The organism is Streptomyces djakartensis (assembly GCF_014651075.1).
Taxonomy (GTDB): domain Bacteria; phylum Actinomycetota; class Actinomycetes; order Streptomycetales; family Streptomycetaceae; genus Streptomyces; species Streptomyces djakartensis.
In genome coordinates, this window is sequence record NZ_BMWE01000007.1 from 361,042 (window position 1) to 379,129 (window position 18,088).

Below are 18,088 nucleotides of genomic sequence, written 5' to 3' on the forward strand. Positions count from 1 at the left end.
GGTGTCCCTTCGGTTCCCCCGGGTCCGGCCCCGTACGGCGGCCGTCTTGACCTTAACGGCTATTCGGGCAGCCGGAGTTCCAGGTCCTCGCGGGGTGCCACGCCTTCGCGGGTGACGGCGTCCAGCAGACCGGCGACCGGGCCGCGTCCGGGCAACTGCGCCTCGGGGTCCAGGTCGTGCCAGGGGGCCAGGACGAAGGCGCGTTCGTGGGCGCGGGGGTGGGGGAGGGTGAGCTGCGGGTCGTCGGAGACGACGTCGGCGTACGAGACGATGTCGACGTCGAGGGTGCGGGGGCCCCAGTGTTCGTCCCGGACGCGGTGGAAGGCCTCCTCGACCGCGTGCGCGCGCTCCAGGAGCGAGGACGGCGGGAGGGTGGTCTTCAGGACGACGACCGCGTTGAAGTAGGCGGGCTGGGTGCCGGGTTCCACGCCCCAGGGCTCGGTCTCGTAGACGGGGGAGACGCCCTTGATGCGGACGCCGGGGGTGTCCTCGAGGGCGTCGATGGCTCCCTGGAGGGTCTCCAGGCGGTTGCCGAGGTTGGAGCCGAGTGCGACCACGGCGCGTTTCGGGTTGCTGAGGGTGGTGTCGGCTGCGTCGACCTTGTCGACGACGGAGGCGGGTACCGGCTGTACGGTCGGGTCGCTGGGACCCTTGATGAAGGGTGCAGTCATACTCGGCTCCGGGTGATGGTGACGGTCACGTCGTCGAAGGGGACCGTGATCGGGGCGTCCGGCTTGTGGACGCACACCTCGACCTGCTGGACCCCCTCGTGCTTCAGACATACCTGGGCGATGCGCTCGGCGAGCGTCTCGATGAGGTTGACGGGCTCGCCCTCGACGACCGCCACGACCTCTTCCGCCACGATGCCGTAGTGCACGGTCTTCGCCAGGTCGTCGTCGGCCGCGGCCGGGCGGGTGTCCAGGCCGAGGACGAGGTCCACGATGAAGGTCTGGCCCTCCTCGCGTTCCCTCGGGAACACACCGTGGTGCCCGCGGGCCTTCAGGCCGCGCAGCGCGACACGATCCACGCGAATCACTCCTGCAATCGTCGGTCCCGGCCGGATCGGTGCCCTGGGCGGGCGGCACACCGGCCTCAGTCGAATCTACCTGCGAGCCCGGGCGGGGCCGGGCCACGGGGGTGTGGGTCCGGGCCGGGCCCGGCAGGGTTCATCCAGCGTTTCCCCTGGAGAACCCGGTCGCTCAATGGCTGGTAACCGCCCGTACTGATGGGGCGGTGATTCCGGCCACTCCAGCCGCCTACCCACTCAGGAGGGGGTGTCGTCGCCCTCGTCCTCATCGTTTTCGGACAGAACGGGGGAAGCGTGGTGTGACCAGAGTTTCCACCCCGAGGGCGTGCGCCGGTACACGTTCGTGGCGACCACGAGCTGGCCGACGAGCGGGCCGAGCTCCTCGTCGCCCGCGGGGGCGGGCCCGCCGCTGAGGATGTTCTCCGTGCAGGTGACCAGGGCGGTGTCGCCGGTGACGGAGACGTGTACGTCGGTCAGGAAGAACTGGATGTAGTCGGTGTTCGCCATGATCAGCGCGTAGGAGCGCAGCACCTCCCCGCGGCCGGTGAGCACGGGCCAGCCGGGGTGCACGCAGGAGACCACGCCGGTGTCGGCCGGGTCGTGGTACGTCTCGTCGACGCCCAGGTCGGAGGGGGTCAGCCAGAGCGATGCCAGTTCCTCGAAGTCGCCCCGCTCCAGCGCCTCGTAGAAGGCGGTGTTGGCGGCCTCGACGTGTTCGACGTCGGTGTGCGGGGCGCTCACCGGGCTCCTTCCACGCCGGTGTGCGCCGTCCGCGCTGTCTCGATGGCGTGGGAGACCCGGACCGCGTCCGCGGTGGCGCGTACCTCGTGGACACGTACCGCCCATGCGCCGGCGTGCGCCGCGAGTGCGGAGACGGCTGCGGTGGCGGCGTCGCGTTCGCGTGCGGGCGGGGGAGGGCCGTCCGGGCCGGCGAGGACCCGGCCGAGGAACCGTTTGCGGGAGGCGGCGACGAGCAGGGGGTGGCCGAGGGCGAGGATCCGGTCGAGGCCGGCCAGGAGCGCGAGGTCGTGTTCGGCGTCCTTGGAGAAGCCGAGGCCGGGGTCGACGATGATCCGGTCGGGGGCGATGCCGCCCTCCAGGACGGCTTCCACGCGCGCGTGGAGCTCGTCGGCGACCTCGGTGACGACGTCCGTGTACACGCCCCTGACGTTGCCGCCCTCGAGGAAGCCCCGCCAGTGCATGACGACGAACGGGGCGCCGGAGTCCGCGACGGCGGGGATCATGCGGGGGTCGGCGAGACCGCCGCTGACGTCGTTGACGAGCGCGGCGCCCGCGGCGAGGGCCTGTTCGGCCACACTGGCGCGCATGGTGTCGACGGAGACCGTGACGCCTTCGGAGGCCAGGCCGCGGACGACGGGGATGACGCGGCGGAGTTCCTCGTTCTCGTCCACCCGGGTGGCGCCGGGGCGGGTGGACTCCCCGCCGACGTCGACGAGGTCCGCGCCCTCGGTGACCAGTTCGAGGCCGTGCTTGACGGCGGCCGTGGTGTCGAAGAAGCGGCCGCCGTCGGAGAAGGAGTCGGGGGTGACGTTCACGACTCCCATGACCGCGCAGCGGTCCCATTCCGGTAGGCCCGCGACGCGCCCGCGTCCGCTCTGGTTGCTCATATGTTCAGCGTAGGCCCAGGGGGCGGCCGTCAGGCGCTGCGGTCCGGACCGGTCCGGACCGGACCGGTCACGCGGCCCGGACCTCGCGTTCCGCCGCCGTGCTGTGGACGCAGGGGCGGCGGGTCGCCGGGCGACGGCGGCGCAGGTGGCGCGGCAGGGGCAGGGCGAGGTTGACGAAGCCCTCGGCCTGCATGGCGGCGAGGCCGATGCGCGGCAGGTCGGCGGAGGCGCGGTAGACGACGAAGCGGGGTTCCCAGCGAGGCTGGAACTTGGCGTTGAACTTGTACAGCGATTCGATCTGGAACCAGCGGGAGAGGAAGACCAGCAGTCCGCGCCAGGCGCGCAGCACCGGGCCGGCGCCGATCTTCTCGCCGCGGGCCAGTGCCGAGCGGAACATGGCGAAGTTGAGGGAGACGCGGGCGATGCCGAGCTTCGGTGCGGCCTGGAGGGCGGCGACGATGAGCAGTTCGTTCATGCCCGGGTCGGCCGAGCGGTCGCGGCGCATCAGGTCCAGGGAGGCGCCGTCGGTGCCCCAGGGCACGAAGTGCAGGATCGCCTTCAGGTCGCCGTAGGGGCCGGGCTGGTCGTCCTGTTTGTGGGCGGTGGCGATGAGGCAGTCGCCGTCGGCGGGGTCGCCGACGCGGCCCAGGGCCATGGAGAAGCCGCGCTCGGTGTCGGTGCCGCGCCAGTCGTCGGCGGCGAGGCGGATGCGTTCCAGCTCGGCCTCGCCGAGGTCACGGACACGTCGTACCCGGGTTTCGTAACCGGCGCGCTCGATGCGCTTGACCATCTGGCGCACATTGCGCATCGCGCGGCCGGCGAGTGAGAAATCCTTGACGTCCACCACCGCCTCGTCGCCCAGTTCGAGGGCGTCGAGCCCGGTCTCGCGGGTCCACACCTCGCCGCCGGTCTCGGAGCAGCCCATGACGGCGGGGGTCCAGGAGTGGGCCTTGGCCTCGTCCATGAACCGTTCGATGGCGCCGGGCCAGGCCTCGACGTCGCCGATGGGGTCGCCGCTGGCGAGCATTACGCCGGAGACCACGCGGTAGGTCACCGCGGCCTTGCCGCTGGGGGAGAAGACGACGGCCTTGTCGCGGCGCAGCGCGAAGTGGCCGAGGGAGTCGCGGCCGCCGTGCTTGTCGAGCAGGGCGCGCAGCCGGGCCTCGTCCTCCTCGGTGAGCCGGGCGGCGGGGTGTTCGGGGCGGAAGGCGAGGTAGATGGTGGTGACGGCGGTGAGCAGGCCGAGGGCGCCGAGTGAGAAGGCCACGGTCCAGGAGGTGTTGCCCTGGTATTCGACCGGGCCCTCGAAGCCGAACAGGCCGTAGACGACGTGGGTGATGCGGTCGGCCAGGCTGGGGTCGCCGACCATGCTCCCGGAGTGGACGCTGACGATCAGCAGGCCCAGCAGGAGGGAACCGGCGCCCATCAGCACGAAGTTGGCGAGCGCGCGCCAGCGGCTGCGCGGGTCGGGCAGGGCCGAGAACTGGTCGCGGTGGCGCAGCAGGGGCGCCAGCAGGGCCAGCGAGATCAGGACGCCGACGATCGAGTGCCGGTAGGTGAACTGCGCGACGGCCCCGGCCGGGAGCAGCGCCACCGCCGCCCGCCAGGCCCGGCGCTTGCCGCGCTTGAGGCCGTGGGCGAGCAGCAGCAACAGCACACCGGCGCTGAGGGACAGGGCGGCCGCGAACGGGCCGAACGCGCCGGGCAGTACCTCGGCGATGGCGTGCATGCGGCTGTGCCGGAAGCGCGGGAAGACGCCCGCGGCGATGTCCAGCAGGCCCACGAGGGCGCACGCTCTGCCGACGAGGACGGGCACGGCCTCGGGGCGTGGTCCGTTGATCAGACGGCGCACCCGGCCCGGCACCCGGCCTGTTCGGGCCGCGGAGCTTCCGCGACTCGGAACCTCACCCGACATTTCCTCATCTGTCCTGACAGACATCGCATCCCGTAGTTCTGCGAGAGACCTTGGATCCGGTGCCGATTCGGGCATCCGGCGACATTGCGCCCTCTAGGACGGTGTCTCAGGGGGAGAGGTTCACTCCCCACGTCAAAGCCGTTTCAAAGGCCGAGGAAAGTCCGGGACAAGCTCTCGCGAAGGTGTGAGCGCGGGGCTGGGCCGGGCGGAAAGCGCTGACAGGTGACCACCCATGGGTTTGGGGCTCACGAGCAACAACACGCTGGTGCTGGCGGTGCTGTCCGCCGCGCTGCTGTTCACCGGCACGGTCTGGCTGTGGCCGCGGCTGGCCGGGCGCGGCTGGCGGGCGGTGGGCGGACGCGTCGGTCTGCTGCTCGCCACACAGCTGGCGCTGTTCGCCGCGGTGGGCCTCGCCGCCAACCAGTCCTTCGGTTTCTACGCGAGCTGGGCGGACCTGTTCGGGCGGGAGAAGGGCCAGGGTGTCGTCGTCGACCACGCGGCGGGCGACGGCCCGCTGTCGGTGGTCGGCACGCGGCGGGTGCCGGGGGCGGGCGGCGTGCGGCCCCATGTCGGCGGCCGGATCCAGCAGGTCGGCATCGTGGGCCGTACCACCGGGATCGCCACGACCGCGTACGTGTACCTGCCGCCGGAGTACTTCCAGCCCCGATACCGGACTCGTACCTTCCCCGCGGCTGTCGTGCTGACCGGTTACCCGGGCACGGCGTCGGCGCTGGTGGAGAAGCTGCACTATCCGCGCACGGCACTTGAGCTGGCCAGGGCGGGCCGGGCGCGGCCGATGATCCTGGTGATGCTGCGGCCGACCGTGGCGCCGCCCCGGGACACGGAGTGCGTGGACGTTCCGGGCGGCCCGCAGACCGAGTCGTTCTTCGCCAGGGACCTGCCGGACGCGCTGCGCACCCACTACCGGGTGGCCGGAAAGCCGGGCGGTCTGGGCATCGTCGGCAACTCGACGGGCGGCTACTGCGCCTTGAAGATCGCCATGCACCATCCCGATGTGTACGCCGCCGGAGCGGGTCTGTCCGCGTACTACAAGGCGCCGATCGACGCCACCACGGGCGATCTCTTCCAGGGCGACGAGGAAGTGCGCAATCGCGCCGACCTGTGGTGGTGCCTCGAGCACGAGAGCGCCCCGGACACTTCACTGCTCGTCACCAGCAGCCGGTCGGGCGAGTCCAACTACGGGGACACGCTGCGTTTCATAAAGCGGGTGGAGGCCACCGGGCGGACGCGGATCTCGTCGATCATTCTGGAAAGCGGCGGGCACAACTTCAACACCTGGCGGCGCGAGATTCCGGCGACGCTCGAGTGGATCGGCGGACGGCTGAACGCGCGCTGAAATGATCTTGGGAATTGGGTGCGGGCGGGAATCCGCGTCTTCCCGAGTTCTGATGCCGTGTGAACGTTTCGGTGTGGCTTTGTTTTTGCGGGGTGGGTCACCATGATTCGCCTACGCGCGGTAAGTTTCTGGCCATGCCACGTGGACGTCATCGCCATTCCCCGCCCCTGCACAGGCTGCTGCCCCCGTCGGCGATCGCAGGCGTCTCGGTCGTCTGCGCCCTGGGGCCCTGGGTGTTCACGGAGCCGACGGTGCTCCGCGCTCTGGCCGCGGCCGCCGCGGCGACGGCCGTCGTCGGCGCCGTCGTGCTGCGCCACTGGGACATCCAGGCGGGCAAACGCGTCGCCGATCTCACGCGCGCGCGGGCGAGCGACGAGTGGCGCTTCGAGGAGCGCGTCGCCGAACTGGAGGCCGACCTCGATGAGTCCCGCGAGCTGCGCGCCAAGCTGGAGCAGCGGCTGCGCGGCAAGCGCACGGAACTCGCCAAGCTGCGCAACGAGCACGCCGCCCTGCTGCGCCGGTACGCCACCGCGGAGGCGGACCGCGCCAGCGTCCTGGAGGAGCGCCGGGTGCTCGAGATAGAGGCGACGGCTCCGGTACGGGCCGCGCTGCCGGCTGGGGCGCCGGAGGCGGCGGACGCGGACGAGGCGCCCGAGGGTCTCGCGGTCGAGGAGCGGCCGGGGATTCCCGCGGTGTTCTCGCCGGAGGGCTCCCGGCTGTTCCTGCGCGCGAAGGCGGCACTCGCCCGGTTCGACGGCGAGACCGCCCCGGACCCGGACGGCGGCGGGGACGGCGACGGCGACGGCGTACCGGAGAGCGACGAGGCGGAGCCCGCGGTGGACGCGGCGGTGGACGACCGGAAGGACGACCGGAAGGGCGAACGGCGGGAGCGGACGCGGGAGGACGAGCCGAAGGAGCGGTCCGAAGCGGTCGCCGGGAACGAGCACGCGACCGTCGGCACCACGGACCAGGCCGCCCCGTCCGGGCAGCAGACCTCCGGTCACTACACCGTGCCGACCGCGGTGGCCGTCGCGCCGCAGACGCCCGCGCGGCGCCGGCCGGCCGAGGGCGGGTTCGACTTCTTCGGCACCAAGCAGGGGACGTCCCGGGACGCCCTGGAGGCCGTGCAGAACGAGGACCTGGCCGATGTCGTCGGCCAGGAGGCGCTCGCCCTGCACAAGGCCGAGACCGAGGCCGCGTTCAAGCCGGCGGACGAGGAGTCCCGGGGGATCGGCCAGGTCATCGACCTGACGGCGCACGACGAGACGGAACAGATCGACGTACAGGGGCTGCGGAGCAAGGTGTCCTGACCCTTGCCGGTCGCCGGCCCGGGGGCTTCCTGAGCCAGGAAGCCCCCGGTTCCAGCTGGGGAGGGGTCAGGCCATCCAGCGGTCCGGCCGCGCGTCCCTGCGGCCGGTCCGGGATCGCTCCGCCTGCGCCGCCAGCAGTTCGCGCGCTTCGGCCGCGTCCCGCAGCCGCGCCCGCACCGTCTTGTTCGCGCCCGTGTCCACACACACGTCGGCCACGCCCCGGGCCCGCTCCCACGGCCCCTGCGTCATCCGCACGCTCTGCACCTTGGCGTGCGGCACCAGCGCGAGACTCCGCCGCAGCAGCCCCGACCGGGCCGCGAACACCGCGTCCGTGACGCCGAGGCCGTACCCGCGCCACCACACCGGCACGCACCACCGGGCGCGGCGCGGCGACGGCGACAGGGCCGCGGGCCCCGGCACGGTCACCCCGGGCAGCACCCGCGCGACGACGGCATCGGCGACCTCGCGCGGAGCGACGGGCACCAGCACCGAGTTGGACGAGCCCGCCACGTCCAGCTCCACCCGCACCCAGCCGCGCCGCCGCCACAGCAGGGGCTCCACGATCCGCACGGTCTGCACTCGCCCCGGCGGCACCGTCTCGTGGGCCCGGTCCAGCAGGCCGTGGTCGATGCGCAGTCCGTCGGGCGACTCGGCCACCGTCCAGTCGTACTCGGCGACGAACCGTCCCACACTGCTCGCGCCCGCCGCGCCCAGCAGCGGCAGGGCGACGGCCAGGACCGTCCACACGCTCTCCGTGGCCAGCCACAGCACCGGCGGAACGACGAGCGCCGCGGCCAGCGCCCCCCAGGTCCCTCCGCTCAGCAGCAGTGACACGGCGAGAACCCCGGGCGGCACCCGCAGCAGCCGCCGCGCGGGCGCCTCGCCGACCTCGTGCGCGGTCCCGGGCGCGAAACCGGCCGCCCGGGCGAGCAGTTCGGCGCGCAGCGCCCGCGCGTCGTCCGCGCCCAGGAAGGCCAGTTCGTCCTTCTTGTCGGTGCCTATGACGTCGAGTCTGAGCTTGGCGACACCCGCGACCCGGGCGAGCAGCGGCTGGGTGACGTCGATCGCCTGGATCCGCTCCAGCCGGATGTGCGCGGTGCGCCGGAACACCAGTCCGGTACGGATGCGCAGTTCGGTCCCGGTGACCGCGAAGTGCGTGAACCACCAGGAGCAGAAGCCGTAGAGGGCGGCGGCCGGGACGATCACGGCGAGGCCGATCAGCAGTGTGGTCGTCGTGAGCCGGGACAGATGGCGCTGTGCCCCGTCGGGGTCGTGCACGGCCCAGCCGAAGACCACGGCGACGGGCGCCCACGCCCGCCTGAGCGGCGTGACGGGATGCAGCCGCCGCTCGGGCCCCGCGGCCTCGGCGGCGGTCTCCGCGGTGCCTGCCGTCGTGGTGGCTTCGACGGCGCTCTCGACCGCGATCTCCGCGGCCCCGGTGGCCCCGGGACCCTCGGCGGTCTCTCCGGCCCCGGCGCTCTCCTCTGACTCGGCGGTCCCGGCACCCTCCGTCGCCCCGCCGGCCCCGCCGGCCCCGGGCGTCGTCACAGCCCCGCCGATCGGGCCTCGCCCAGCTCCGTGAGCCGGTCGCGCAGGCGTTCCGCCTCGGCCGGGGCCAGACCCGGGATCGTCGCGTCGGTCGCCGCGGCGGCCGTGTGCAGTTGGACGCTGGCCAGGCCGAAGTACCGCTCGACGGGCCCGGAGGCGACCTCGACCAACTGCATCCGCCCGTACGGCACGACCGTCTCCTCGCGCCACAGCACGCCCCGGCTGATCAGCAGGTCGTCGGCCCGCTCGGCGTACCGCCAGGAGCGCCAGTTGCGGCCGATCATGACCCAGCCCCACGCCATCAGGGCCAGCGGCAGCACCGCGAAGGCGGCCCAGGCGGGCCCGGCCAGCAACCCCGGCACCAGCCCGGCGGCCAGCGCGATCAACCCCAGCCACACCACCAGCAGCAACCGCCGCATCCTCAGCAGCCCGGGCGGCAGCGCGATCCACACCGGCCCGCCCTCGACCGCCTCCGCCGTGCCCTGTGTCCCCGCCGGCCCGGCGTCCCGCGGGCTCCCCGTCTCCATGGGGCCAGCGTACGTAGGAGAGACTGTGTCCATGACTCCTACGACGGAGACCATGGTCGGAATCGGCGGCGCCGCGGAGAGCACCGACATGGTGCTCAACATCGGGCCGCAGCACCCGTCCACGCACGGCGTGCTGCGGCTGAGGCTCGTCCTGGACGGCGAGCGCATCAGGCACGCGGAGCCGGTGATCGGCTATATGCACCGCGGCGCCGAGAAGCTGTTCGAGGCGCGTGACTACCGCCAGATCATCATGCTCGCCAACCGCCACGACTGGCTGTCGGCCTTCTCGAACGAACTCGGCGTGGTCCTCGCCGTGGAGCGGATGCTCGGCATGGAGGTCCCCGAGCGCGCGGTCTGGCTGCGCACGCTGCTCGCCGAGCTGAACCGGGTGCTCAACCACCTGATGTTCCTCGGCTCGTACCCCCTGGAGCTCGGCGGGATCACCCCGATCTTCTACGCCTTCCGGGAGCGCGAGGAGCTCCAGCACGTCATGGAGGAGATCTCCGGCGGGCGTATGCACTACATGTTCAACCGTGTCGGCGGCCTCAAGGAGGACCTGCCGGCCGGCTGGACCACACGGGCGCGGACCGCCGTCGCCGACGTGCGCTCCCGCATGGACCGCTTCGACGACCTGGTGCTCGGCAACGAGATCTTCCGGGGGCGCACCCGCGGCGTGGGCACCCTCGCGCCGGAGACCGTGCACGCGTACGGGGTCAGCGGGCCGATCGGACGGGCCTCGGGCGTCGACTTCGATCTGCGCCGCGACGAGCCGTACCTCGCCTACGGCGAGCTGGGCGACGTCCTGAAGGTGGTGACCCGGCAGGAGGGCGACTGCCTCGCCCGCTTCGAGTGCCTCCTGGAGCAGACCCACAACGCGCTGGACCTCGCCGACGCCTGCCTCGACCGCCTCGCCGAGCTGCCGCCCGGGCCGGTCAACCAGCGGCTGCCGAAGGTTCTGAAGGCACCCGAGGGCCACACCTACGCCTGGACCGAGAACCCCCTCGGCATCAACGGCTACTACCTGGTCAGCAAGGGCGAGAAGACCCCGTACCGGCTGAAGCTGCGCTCGGCCTCCTACAACAACATCCAGGCGCTGACGGAACTGCTGCCGGGCACGCTCGTCGCGGACATGGTGGCGATCCTGGGGTCGATGTTCTTCGTGGTGGGAGACATCGACAAGTAGGCGACAGACAGGCCCTCACCGCGTGAGCGGGTCCGGGATCCCGACCGGCTGCACCAGCCAGCCGAAATCGCCCAGGCCGCCCGCCGCGGTGAGCTCGGCGGCCTCCCCGGCGTTCGCGAGGGCGCGTATATAGGCCGTGGGGTCGGTGGACGCCAGTGTGAGCGGGGGGCGTGCGCCGGTCACTCCCAGGGCGTGCAGCGCCTCGCGCTGCGGGAGCAGCCGCCCACCGGGCAACGCGCAGGCGTCGAGCGCGACATGGGCCGTGATGTCGCACGACCCGTCCGGCACGGCCGCTGTCTCACGGCCCTCCCGGAAGCCGGTGAGCGTCCCGAACGGCGGTCTCGCCCCCGCCGTGTGCGCGTAGTCCACGGCGACGGCGAGCCCCCGGTCGACAGTGGCGACCGCCGTCGCCCAGGCCTCGTCCCTGGGCAGGCCGATCTCGGCCCGCAGCCCCTCCTCGCCGGGCAGCGGCCACCACCGCTCCAGCCACCCCGCCGATGCCCCGTCGACCGGCTCCCCCAGCCGCTCGGTCCCGTCCTCCCGGACCAGCACCAGGCGCGTGACGCCCGCGGAGTCCACCTCCGCGACCTCCACCGGCACGTTGTCCAGCCACTCGTTGGCGAACAGCAGCCCGGCCGTCCCCCGCGGCGGAGCGGCCAGCCACTCGACGCGGTGATCCAGCCCCTCGGGCCGCTCGGCGACCTCCACGGCGTACGCGCGCGTGCGGGCCGCCACTTCGGCCGGCAACGCGTCGAGCACCCCGGTGGCCAGCTCGCCCCGCCCGGCCGCCATGTCGACGAAGTCCAGCACCGCGGGCCGCCCCAGTGCCTCGTCGACCCGGCACAGCAGCCGTGCCACCGCCCCGGCGAACAGCCCCGAAGCGTGCACGGACGTACGGAAGTGCCCGGCCGGCCCCTCCACCCGGCGGTAGAAGCCGCCCGGCCCGTACAGGGCCTCCCGCGCCGCCGCACGCCATCCGCGCCACTCGTCCCCGGTCGCTGCTGTCACCCGGCCAGGCTATGCGGACGCGGAGCGCACACAACGTACGCAACTCCACCTTGCGGAGTATGCGCGCCCGGTGCGGATCGACCCTCCGGTTGACCCCTGCGCCCATCGCGCTTCCCTACGCTGGGTTACGTGCAGCGCCTCTATGACTTCCTCCGCAGGCACCCGATGTGGGTCGACGGCTCCTGGGCCGTGGTCCTCCTCGGGATTTCGGTGGTCAGCGGAGTGTCCGGCGATTTCGGACCCCCGGCCGCCGCCGTCCCGCTGGCGCTGCTGCTGTGCCTGGTGGTCGCGCTGCGTCGCCGGATGCCGGAGAAGATGCTGCTGCTCGCCACCGCGGTCGGCCTGGCGCAGCTGATCACCGACGTCGAGAAGGGCCCCGCCGACTTCGCCCTGCTGGTGATCGTCTACACGGTCGCGGCGGAGGGCGCCCGCTGGGCCTCCCGCTTCGCGCTGGTCGCCGGCCTGTGCGCCGCCCCCGTGGCGCATCTTCGCTGGCCGAACGAGACGAGCGTCGCGGCCGGCGTCGCCGCGACGATCTTCATGACCGTGCCCTTCGCCCTCGCCTGGGTGCTCGGCGACTCCATCCGCACCCGCCGCGCCTACTTCGCGCAGCTGGAGGAACGGGCCACCCGCCTGGAGAAGGAGCGCGAGGCACAGTCCAAGGTCGCCGTCGCCGCCGAACGCGCCCGTATCGCCCGCGAGCTGCACGACGTCGTGGCGCACAACGTCTCGGTGATGGTGGTCCAGGCCGACGGCGCCGCCTACGTGCTGGACGCCGCGCCCGACCAGGCGAAGAAGGCCCTGGAGACCATCTCCTCCACCGGCCGCCAGGCCCTCGCCGAGATGCGCCGCCTGCTCGGCGTGCTGCGCACCGGGGAGCACCAGGAGGCCGGCGAGTACGTGCCGCAGCCCGACGTCCAGCAGATCGAGGACCTCGTCGAGCAGTGCCGCGGGCACGGACTGCCCGTCGACTTCAAGGTCGAGGGCACGCCCCGCCCGCTGCCCAGCGGTGTCGAGCTCACCGCCTACCGCATCGTGCAGGAGGCGCTCACCAACACCCGCAAGCACGGCGGACCGAACGCGGGCGCGAGCGTGCGCCTGGTCTACTTCGACGACGGTCTCGGGCTGCTCGTCGAGGACGACGGCAAGGGCGCCCCGCACGAGCTGTACGAGGAGGGCGGCTTCGACGGCCAGGGGCACGGCCTGATCGGCATGCGGGAGCGGGTCGGCATGGTCGGCGGCACCCTGGACGCCGGCCCGCGCCCGGGCGGAGGATTCCGCATCAGCGCCCTGCTGCCGCTCAAACCCGCCTGATCACCTCGGCACACCCCGCGCTGACACCTGTAACGACCCACGGAAGAGGCCTTGATGACGATCCGCGTGATGCTCGTCGACGACCAGGTGCTGCTGCGCACCGGGTTCCGGATGGTGCTCGCCGCCCAGCCGGACATGGAGGTCGTGGCGGAGGCGGGCGACGGCGTCGAGGCACTCCAGGCGCTGCGCACCACCGAGGTCGACGTGGTGCTCATGGACGTCCGTATGCCCAAGCTCGACGGGGTGGAGACGACCCGGCGGATCTGCGCGGACCCCGAGCCGCCGAAGGTCCTCATCCTGACCACCTTCGACCTCGACGAGTACGCCTTCTCCGGACTGAAGGCGGGCGCGTCCGGCTTCATGCTCAAGGACGTTCCGCCCGGTGAGCTCCTCGCCGCGATCCGCTCCGTGCACAGCGGCGACGCGGTCGTCGCGCCCTCCACGACCCGGCGGCTCCTGGACCGCTTCGCGCCGATGCTGCCGTCCACCGCGAATCAGCCCGAGCACCAGGCACTGGAGCGGCTCACCGGCCGCGAGCGCGAGGTCATGGTGCTGGTCGCTCAGGGGCTCTCCAACGGAGAGATCGCGGCCCGGCTCGTGCTGTCCGAGGCGACCGTGAAGACACACGTGGGCCGCATCCTGACCAAGCTGGGGCTCAGGGACCGGGTGCAGGTGGTGGTGCTGGCCTACGAGACCGGGCTGGTGCGGGCCGGAGGGCACGCCTGAGCGGCGCACGCCGGCCGGCTATCTGAGGATCCCCTCCAGGAACTCGCTGCCCAGCCGGGCCACCACCGTCACGTCCAGCTGGTGCATCACGTAGCGTCCGCGGCGGCGGGTGGTGATCAGGCCCGCCTTCTTCAGCACGGCCAGGTGCCGGGATATCTCCGGGGCCGTCACGCCGTGCGCCTGTGCCAGCTCGCCCGTGGTGTACGCGCTGCGGGCCAGGTGGCGGCAGATGCGCATCCGGACCGGGTGGGACAGCGCCGTCATGCGCAGGGCCAGCTGTTCCACACTGGCCGGGGCGGCGAGCCCGTGGGTGCCGACCGGGTAGTGCAGCACCGGCTGCCAGTCGTGGCGGTGCAGGACCATCAGATGCGGCCAGCCCAGGCTGGTCGGGACGAGCAGCAGGCCGCCGTCGCCCGTGGCCGTACGCCCCTCGCCCAGTTTGTCGACCGTGATCCTTCCGGCCGCCTCCTCGAGCGTGACCGCCGGCGACACCGCCGCCAGCGCCTCGGCCAGACCCTTGCGGCGCAGCAGCTCCGTCTTGTGACGGGCGTCCGCGGCGAGCTGGTGGCTCAGCCGGGACCAGGCCTCGGCGAAGAACGCCTCGTCGCAGTCCTGGAGGAACTGCCGCAGCCACGCCCGGATCCTGGGCGGGTCGGCCAGCAGCCGCTCGCTGAACCGGACCTGCTGCGGCCCCCGCGCGGCGGCCAGCTCCAGGGCGCGGCGGCGCACCTGAGGGTCGGTCAGCGCCGTGGGCCCGCATTCGCCGTACCCGACGGCGCAGGTGAACTCCAGTGCCGCGTCGACGAACTGCTCGTCGGACAGCTTGTCGAGCAGATCCAGCTCCTCGCCGAGCGTGGCGCCCGGGAGCGCGATGCGGCCCGGCAGGCCCGCGCACGGCAGGAACAGGTCGGAGAACGTCGACCGCCACAGGAAGTCGGCCTCGCACATCCGGTCGGCGAGATGCGGGTCGAGCCGGGCCGTCACGCCCGTCACCCACCCCTGCAGACCCGGGTGGTGCGCCGGTTCGGACAGCGCGTGCAGCGCCATGCCCAGCTCGGCCAGGGGGGAGAGGACGACGGCGGTCCGCTCCGGCCGTAACCCCGCGATGTCGATATGCACGCTCATGACCTCATGGTGCACTCCGCCACCGACAACGCCCCGCCGGTTGACGGGCGTCGTCAATCGGCGGGACTTCCCGCCGGCGCGGGCGCACGGTGGTTTCACCGGGGCAGCCGCGCAGCCTTCGGACCTCCACCACGGGCCCCCGTCGCCCCCACCCGCAGAGGCCATCCACCATGAGCATCACGCAGCAGTACCTCCTCGACGCCTACCGGGCCCGTTCCCGGGGCGAGCCCGCCCCGCCCGCGCCGGGCACGTACGACTTCCAGGCCGTACGGGAGTGGCGCGACGAGCGGCGGTTCCGGGCGGTCCTGGCCGGCCGACCGGCCCGCGGCCGGATCCGGGACGCCCTCGGCCGGTGGCTCGGAGCGCGGCGGCGGCGCCTCACCTGACCTGTCCGGGCAGCCTGGCCACGAACTCCGCCACCGCCGTCCGCACGTCCTCGGCGGTCCACTCCAGCCCGGCCGACCGCACATGCACCTCCGTGAACGCCAGGCCCGGACCGCCCTGCTCCCAGCCGCTGCCGAACAGCACCACCGCCGTCTCCTCGGCCGTCCGGACCGCCGCCTCGGCGGCGACGTCCGCGTCGTACGGCAGCCAGACCCGGAAGTCGTGGGTGTGCGGCACCTCCGGGTGCACACGCGCCCACGGCACCCCGGCCGCCGCGAACCCCTCGCGCAGGGCGGCGGCCACCACGCGCGCGTGGGCGACGTACTCCGGCAGCCGCGGCAGTTCCCGCTCCAGTCCGACCAGCACCGACAGGGCCGTCGGGAACTGCTGGAAGACCTGGCCGCCGTACCGGTGCCGCCACGCCTTCGCCTCCTCCACCAGGTCCTCGGGGCCCGCGAGCGCCGCGCCGCCGAACGCCTCGAGGGACTTGTAGAACGACACGTAGACGCTGTCCGCCAGGTCCGCGATCTCCTCCAGGGAGCGGCCGAGGTGGACGGTGGACTCCCACAGCCGCGCCCCGTCGAAGTGCACCACCGCGTCCCGCTCCCGCGCGGCCGCCACCACCTCGGTGAGCTCCTCCCAGGACGGCAGCACGAAACCGGCGTCCCTGAGGGGCAGTTCCAGCGTCAGCGCCCCGAAGGGCTCCTCGAAGTCGCGCACCTCGGCGGCGGTCGGCAGCCGCGGCTCGCTCGTCACCCGTACCGGGCGCAGCCCGGCGACCTCGCTGAACGCGTTCCGCTCGTGCACCTCGGGATGGCTGAGCGCGTGCACGGCGACCGTCCGGTTGCCGGTGCGGCCCGCCCAGCAGCGCAGGGCCACCTGCTGGGCCATCGTGCCGGTGGGGAAGAAGGCGGCGGCCTCGGTGCCGAGCAGTGCGGCGACCTTCTTCTCCAGCGTCCCGACCACGCCGTCGCCGTACACGTCGGACAGCTCGTCCAGGTCGTGGACGTCCGCCGCCGAGTCCAGCAGCTCCAGGCGCTCCCGGAGCGTGCGATGGAAGCCGAAGCGCGCCAACACGCGCCGTGCGCCCCGATGCGCCGCCAGCCGCCGCTCACGCAGCCCGGTGCTCCCGTCGTCGTCCGCCGCCCGCTGCTCGCTCGCCGTCGTGTCAGTCATGTCCCGGATCCTCCCCCGCGCCCGAGCGGCCGGGCACCCGCTTTTCCTCCGGGAACCCCGAGCGGAACCCACACCCTGTGGACGGCCGAACGACCCTCGAACCGATCGCGTTAACATGACGAGAAATCGTCCGGTACCCGGAGCGGACTGGAACGGGAAGGCCGCCGTCGAGTGAACACAACCCCACAGCCAGACCCCAGGGACCGCCCCGCGCGGCTCACCGTCGGTGTCGTCGGCGCCGGCCGCGTAGGCCCCGCGCTGGCGGCGTCCCTCCAGCTCGCCGGCCACCGTCCGGTCGCCGTCTCCGCGGTATCCGACGCCTCCCGGCGCCGCGCCGCCGAGCTGCTGCCCGACGTGCCGGTGATGCCGCCCGCCGAGGTCCTGGGCCGGGCGGATCTGGTCCTGCTGACGGTTCCCGACGACGCCCTGCCCGACCTGGTCACCGGCCTCGCCGACACCGGGTCCGTCCGGCCGGGACAGCTGCTCGTCCACACCTCCGGGCGGTACGGGGCGCGGGTGCTCGACCCGGCCCTGCGCGCGGGCGCCCTGCCGCTCGCCCTGCACCCGGCGATGACCTTCACCGGCACGCCCGTCGACGTCCAGCGCCTCGCCGGCTGTTCCTTCGGCGTCACCGCGCCCGAGGAACTGCGCCTCGCCGCCGAGGCACTGGTCATCGAGATGGGCGGCGAGCCGGAGTGGATCGCCGAGGAGAACCGGCCGCTCTACCACGCGGCGCTCGCTCTCGGCGCGAACCACCTGGTCACCCTGGTCGCCCAGTCGATGGAGCTGCTGAGCGCGGCCGGAGTCGCCGCACCCGACCGGATGCTCGGCCCGCTGCTCGGCGCGGCCCTGGACAACGCCCTGCGCTCCGGCGACGCGGCCCTCACCGGCCCCGTCGCGCGCGGGGACGCGGGCACGGTCGCCGCGCACATCGGCGAGCTGCGCCGGCACGCCCCGCAGGCCGTCGCCGGCTACCTCGCGATGGCCCGCGCCACCGCCGACCGGGCCCTCGCCCACGGCCTGCTCAAGCCCGAGCTCGCCGAGGACCTCCTCGGGGTACTCGCCCACGGCACCGACGGCACCGACGGCATCGAAGGGGACGCCCGATGACCACCGCTCTGCTGAGCACCGCCGCCGAACTGCGCGCCCGCGCGCGTGCGGGCCGCCGCGCCGTGGTGATGACCATGGGCGCCCTCCACGAGGGCCACGCCACGCTCATCCGCACCGCGCGCGGGATCGCCGGCCGTGACGGCGAGGTCGTCGTCACGGTCTTCGTCAACCCGCTCCAGTTCGGCGAGGGCGAGGACCTCGACCGCTACCCGCGCACCCTCGACGCCGACGTCAAGCTCGCCGGACAGTCGGGCGCCGACGTCGTGTTCGCCCCCACCGTCGACGAGGTCTACCCGGGCGGCGAGCCCCAGGTCCGCATCACCGCCGGCCCCATGGGCGAACGCCTGGAGGGCTCCTCCCGCCCCGGCCACTTCGACGGCATGCTCACGGTCGTCGCCAAGCTGCTGCACCTCACCCGCCCCGACGTCGCCCTGTACGGCCAGAAGGACGCCCAGCAGCTCGCCCTCATCCGCCGCATGGTGCGGGACCTGAACTTCGGCGTGGAGATCGTCGGCGTCCCCACCGTCCGCGAGGAGGACGGCCTGGCCCTGTCCAGCCGCAACCGCTACCTCTCGCCCGCCGAGCGGCGCACCGCCCTCGCGCTGTCCAGGGCCCTGTTCGCGGGCCAGGACCGGCACGCCGCGCAGGAGGCGCTGCGCGCCCGGGCCCGGGAAGTGCCCGCCTCGCGCGCGCGTGCGGAGGCCCTCAGCGCCATAGGGGAGTCCCGGGCGGCGGCCGACGCGCACGCCG

18 protein-coding genes are annotated in these 18,088 nt (G+C 73.3%); 8 read left to right on the forward strand and 10 right to left on the reverse strand.

The features are described from left to right. Positions 1 to 59 precede the first annotated feature (59 nt). From folK to IE212_RS15035, 5 genes are all read right to left on the reverse strand, one after another. Complete coding sequence (gene folK / locus IE212_RS15015; protein WP_190198307.1) at positions 60 to 671, reverse strand: 2-amino-4-hydroxy-6-hydroxymethyldihydropteridine diphosphokinase; 612 nt, start codon at positions 669 to 671, stop codon at positions 60 to 62. After that, positions 668 to 1,027 carry a dihydroneopterin aldolase gene (gene folB, locus IE212_RS15020; protein WP_190198308.1) on the reverse strand — a complete coding sequence of 120 codons (360 nt, stop codon included), beginning with the start codon at positions 1,025 to 1,027 and terminating at the stop codon, positions 668 to 670. Before folB ends, folK begins: the two co-directional genes overlap by 4 nt. Positions 1,028 to 1,264: 237 nt before the next feature. Continuing rightward, entirely contained in the window at positions 1,265 to 1,768 is a 504-nt protein-coding gene (locus tag IE212_RS15025) for a nuclear transport factor 2 family protein (protein WP_190198309.1), read from the reverse strand. Then, positions 1,765 to 2,655, reverse strand: a complete 891-nt coding sequence (gene folP, locus IE212_RS15030) for a dihydropteroate synthase (RefSeq protein WP_190198310.1) — start codon at positions 2,653 to 2,655, stop codon at positions 1,765 to 1,767. The genes IE212_RS15025 and folP overlap by 4 nt, the downstream gene beginning before the upstream one ends. Before the next feature lie 67 nt (positions 2,656 to 2,722). Then, a complete protein-coding gene (locus tag IE212_RS15035) occupies positions 2,723 to 4,570 on the reverse strand; it encodes a phosphatidylglycerol lysyltransferase domain-containing protein (protein ID WP_190198311.1) in 1,848 nt (615 codons plus the stop codon). Between the two features lie 238 nt (positions 4,571 to 4,808). Here IE212_RS15035 and IE212_RS15040 point away from each other — a divergent pair, with 238 nt between their 5' ends. Both IE212_RS15040 and IE212_RS15045 read left to right on the forward strand, forming a co-directional pair. Then, complete coding sequence (locus tag IE212_RS15040; RefSeq protein WP_190198344.1) at positions 4,809 to 5,927, forward strand: alpha/beta hydrolase; 1,119 nt, start codon at positions 4,809 to 4,811, stop codon at positions 5,925 to 5,927. Between the two features lie 134 nt (positions 5,928 to 6,061). Continuing rightward, a complete protein-coding gene (locus IE212_RS15045; RefSeq protein WP_190198312.1) occupies positions 6,062 to 7,237 on the forward strand; it encodes a hypothetical protein in 1,176 nt (391 codons plus the stop codon). A 66-nt stretch (positions 7,238 to 7,303) separates the two neighbouring features. Here the strand turns inward: IE212_RS15045 and IE212_RS15050 are convergent, their stop codons facing one another. Beyond that, positions 7,304 to 8,578, reverse strand: a complete 1,275-nt coding sequence (locus IE212_RS15050; RefSeq protein ID WP_190198346.1) for a PH domain-containing protein — start codon at positions 8,576 to 8,578, stop codon at positions 7,304 to 7,306. Positions 8,579 to 8,781: 203 nt separating this feature from the next. Continuing rightward, on the reverse strand, positions 8,782 to 9,312 hold the full coding sequence (locus IE212_RS15055) for a PH domain-containing protein (RefSeq protein WP_190198313.1): 531 nt from the start codon (positions 9,310 to 9,312) through the stop codon (positions 8,782 to 8,784). Between the two features lie 31 nt (positions 9,313 to 9,343). Between IE212_RS15055 and IE212_RS15060 the strand changes: the two genes are divergently transcribed. After that, the gene (locus tag IE212_RS15060; RefSeq protein WP_190198314.1) at positions 9,344 to 10,495 is read left to right on the forward strand and encodes an NADH-quinone oxidoreductase subunit D; all 1,152 of its coding nucleotides are present in this window, start codon (positions 9,344 to 9,346) and stop codon (positions 10,493 to 10,495) included. 15 nt (positions 10,496 to 10,510) lie between these two features. Here the strand turns inward: IE212_RS15060 and IE212_RS15065 are convergent, their stop codons facing one another. Further along, positions 10,511 to 11,503, reverse strand: a complete 993-nt coding sequence (locus IE212_RS15065; RefSeq protein WP_229864315.1) for an SAM-dependent methyltransferase — start codon at positions 11,501 to 11,503, stop codon at positions 10,511 to 10,513. A 129-nt stretch (positions 11,504 to 11,632) separates the two neighbouring features. On the opposite strand from IE212_RS15065, the gene IE212_RS15070 reads away from it, so the two are divergent. Next, positions 11,633 to 12,817: a sensor histidine kinase gene (locus IE212_RS15070; protein WP_190198315.1), complete on the forward strand. Its 1,185-nt coding sequence runs from the start codon at positions 11,633 to 11,635 to the stop codon at positions 12,815 to 12,817. 54 nt (positions 12,818 to 12,871) lie between these two features. Then, a complete protein-coding gene (locus IE212_RS15075) occupies positions 12,872 to 13,543 on the forward strand; it encodes a response regulator transcription factor (RefSeq protein ID WP_190198316.1) in 672 nt (223 codons plus the stop codon). A gap of 18 nt (positions 13,544 to 13,561) precedes the next feature. Here IE212_RS15075 and IE212_RS15080 read toward each other — a convergent pair whose 3' ends face one another. Then, the gene (locus IE212_RS15080; RefSeq protein ID WP_190198317.1) at positions 13,562 to 14,668 is read right to left on the reverse strand and encodes a DUF5937 family protein; all 1,107 of its coding nucleotides are present in this window, start codon (positions 14,666 to 14,668) and stop codon (positions 13,562 to 13,564) included. A 170-nt stretch (positions 14,669 to 14,838) separates the two neighbouring features. Between IE212_RS15080 and IE212_RS15085 the strand changes: the two genes are divergently transcribed. Beyond that, positions 14,839 to 15,054, forward strand: coding sequence for a hypothetical protein (locus IE212_RS15085; protein WP_190198318.1), 216 nt, complete (start codon positions 14,839 to 14,841; stop codon positions 15,052 to 15,054). Here the strand turns inward: IE212_RS15085 and IE212_RS15090 are convergent. Beyond that, positions 15,047 to 16,228, reverse strand: a complete 1,182-nt coding sequence (locus IE212_RS15090) for a threonine aldolase family protein (protein ID WP_190198319.1) — start codon at positions 16,226 to 16,228, stop codon at positions 15,047 to 15,049. The two genes, IE212_RS15085 and IE212_RS15090, sit on opposite strands and share 8 nt — an antisense overlap. A 171-nt stretch (positions 16,229 to 16,399) precedes the next feature. Between IE212_RS15090 and IE212_RS15095 the strand changes: the two genes are divergently transcribed. Next, positions 16,400 to 17,338 (forward strand): Rossmann-like and DUF2520 domain-containing protein, encoded by a 939-nt coding sequence (locus IE212_RS15095; RefSeq protein ID WP_190198320.1) that lies wholly within the window; start codon positions 16,400 to 16,402, stop codon positions 17,336 to 17,338. Continuing rightward, positions 17,335 to 18,088 (forward strand): pantoate--beta-alanine ligase (panC, locus tag IE212_RS15100; RefSeq protein ID WP_190198321.1); only part of this gene is annotated, 754 nt, incomplete at its 3' end. The genes IE212_RS15095 and panC, both read left to right, overlap by 4 nt.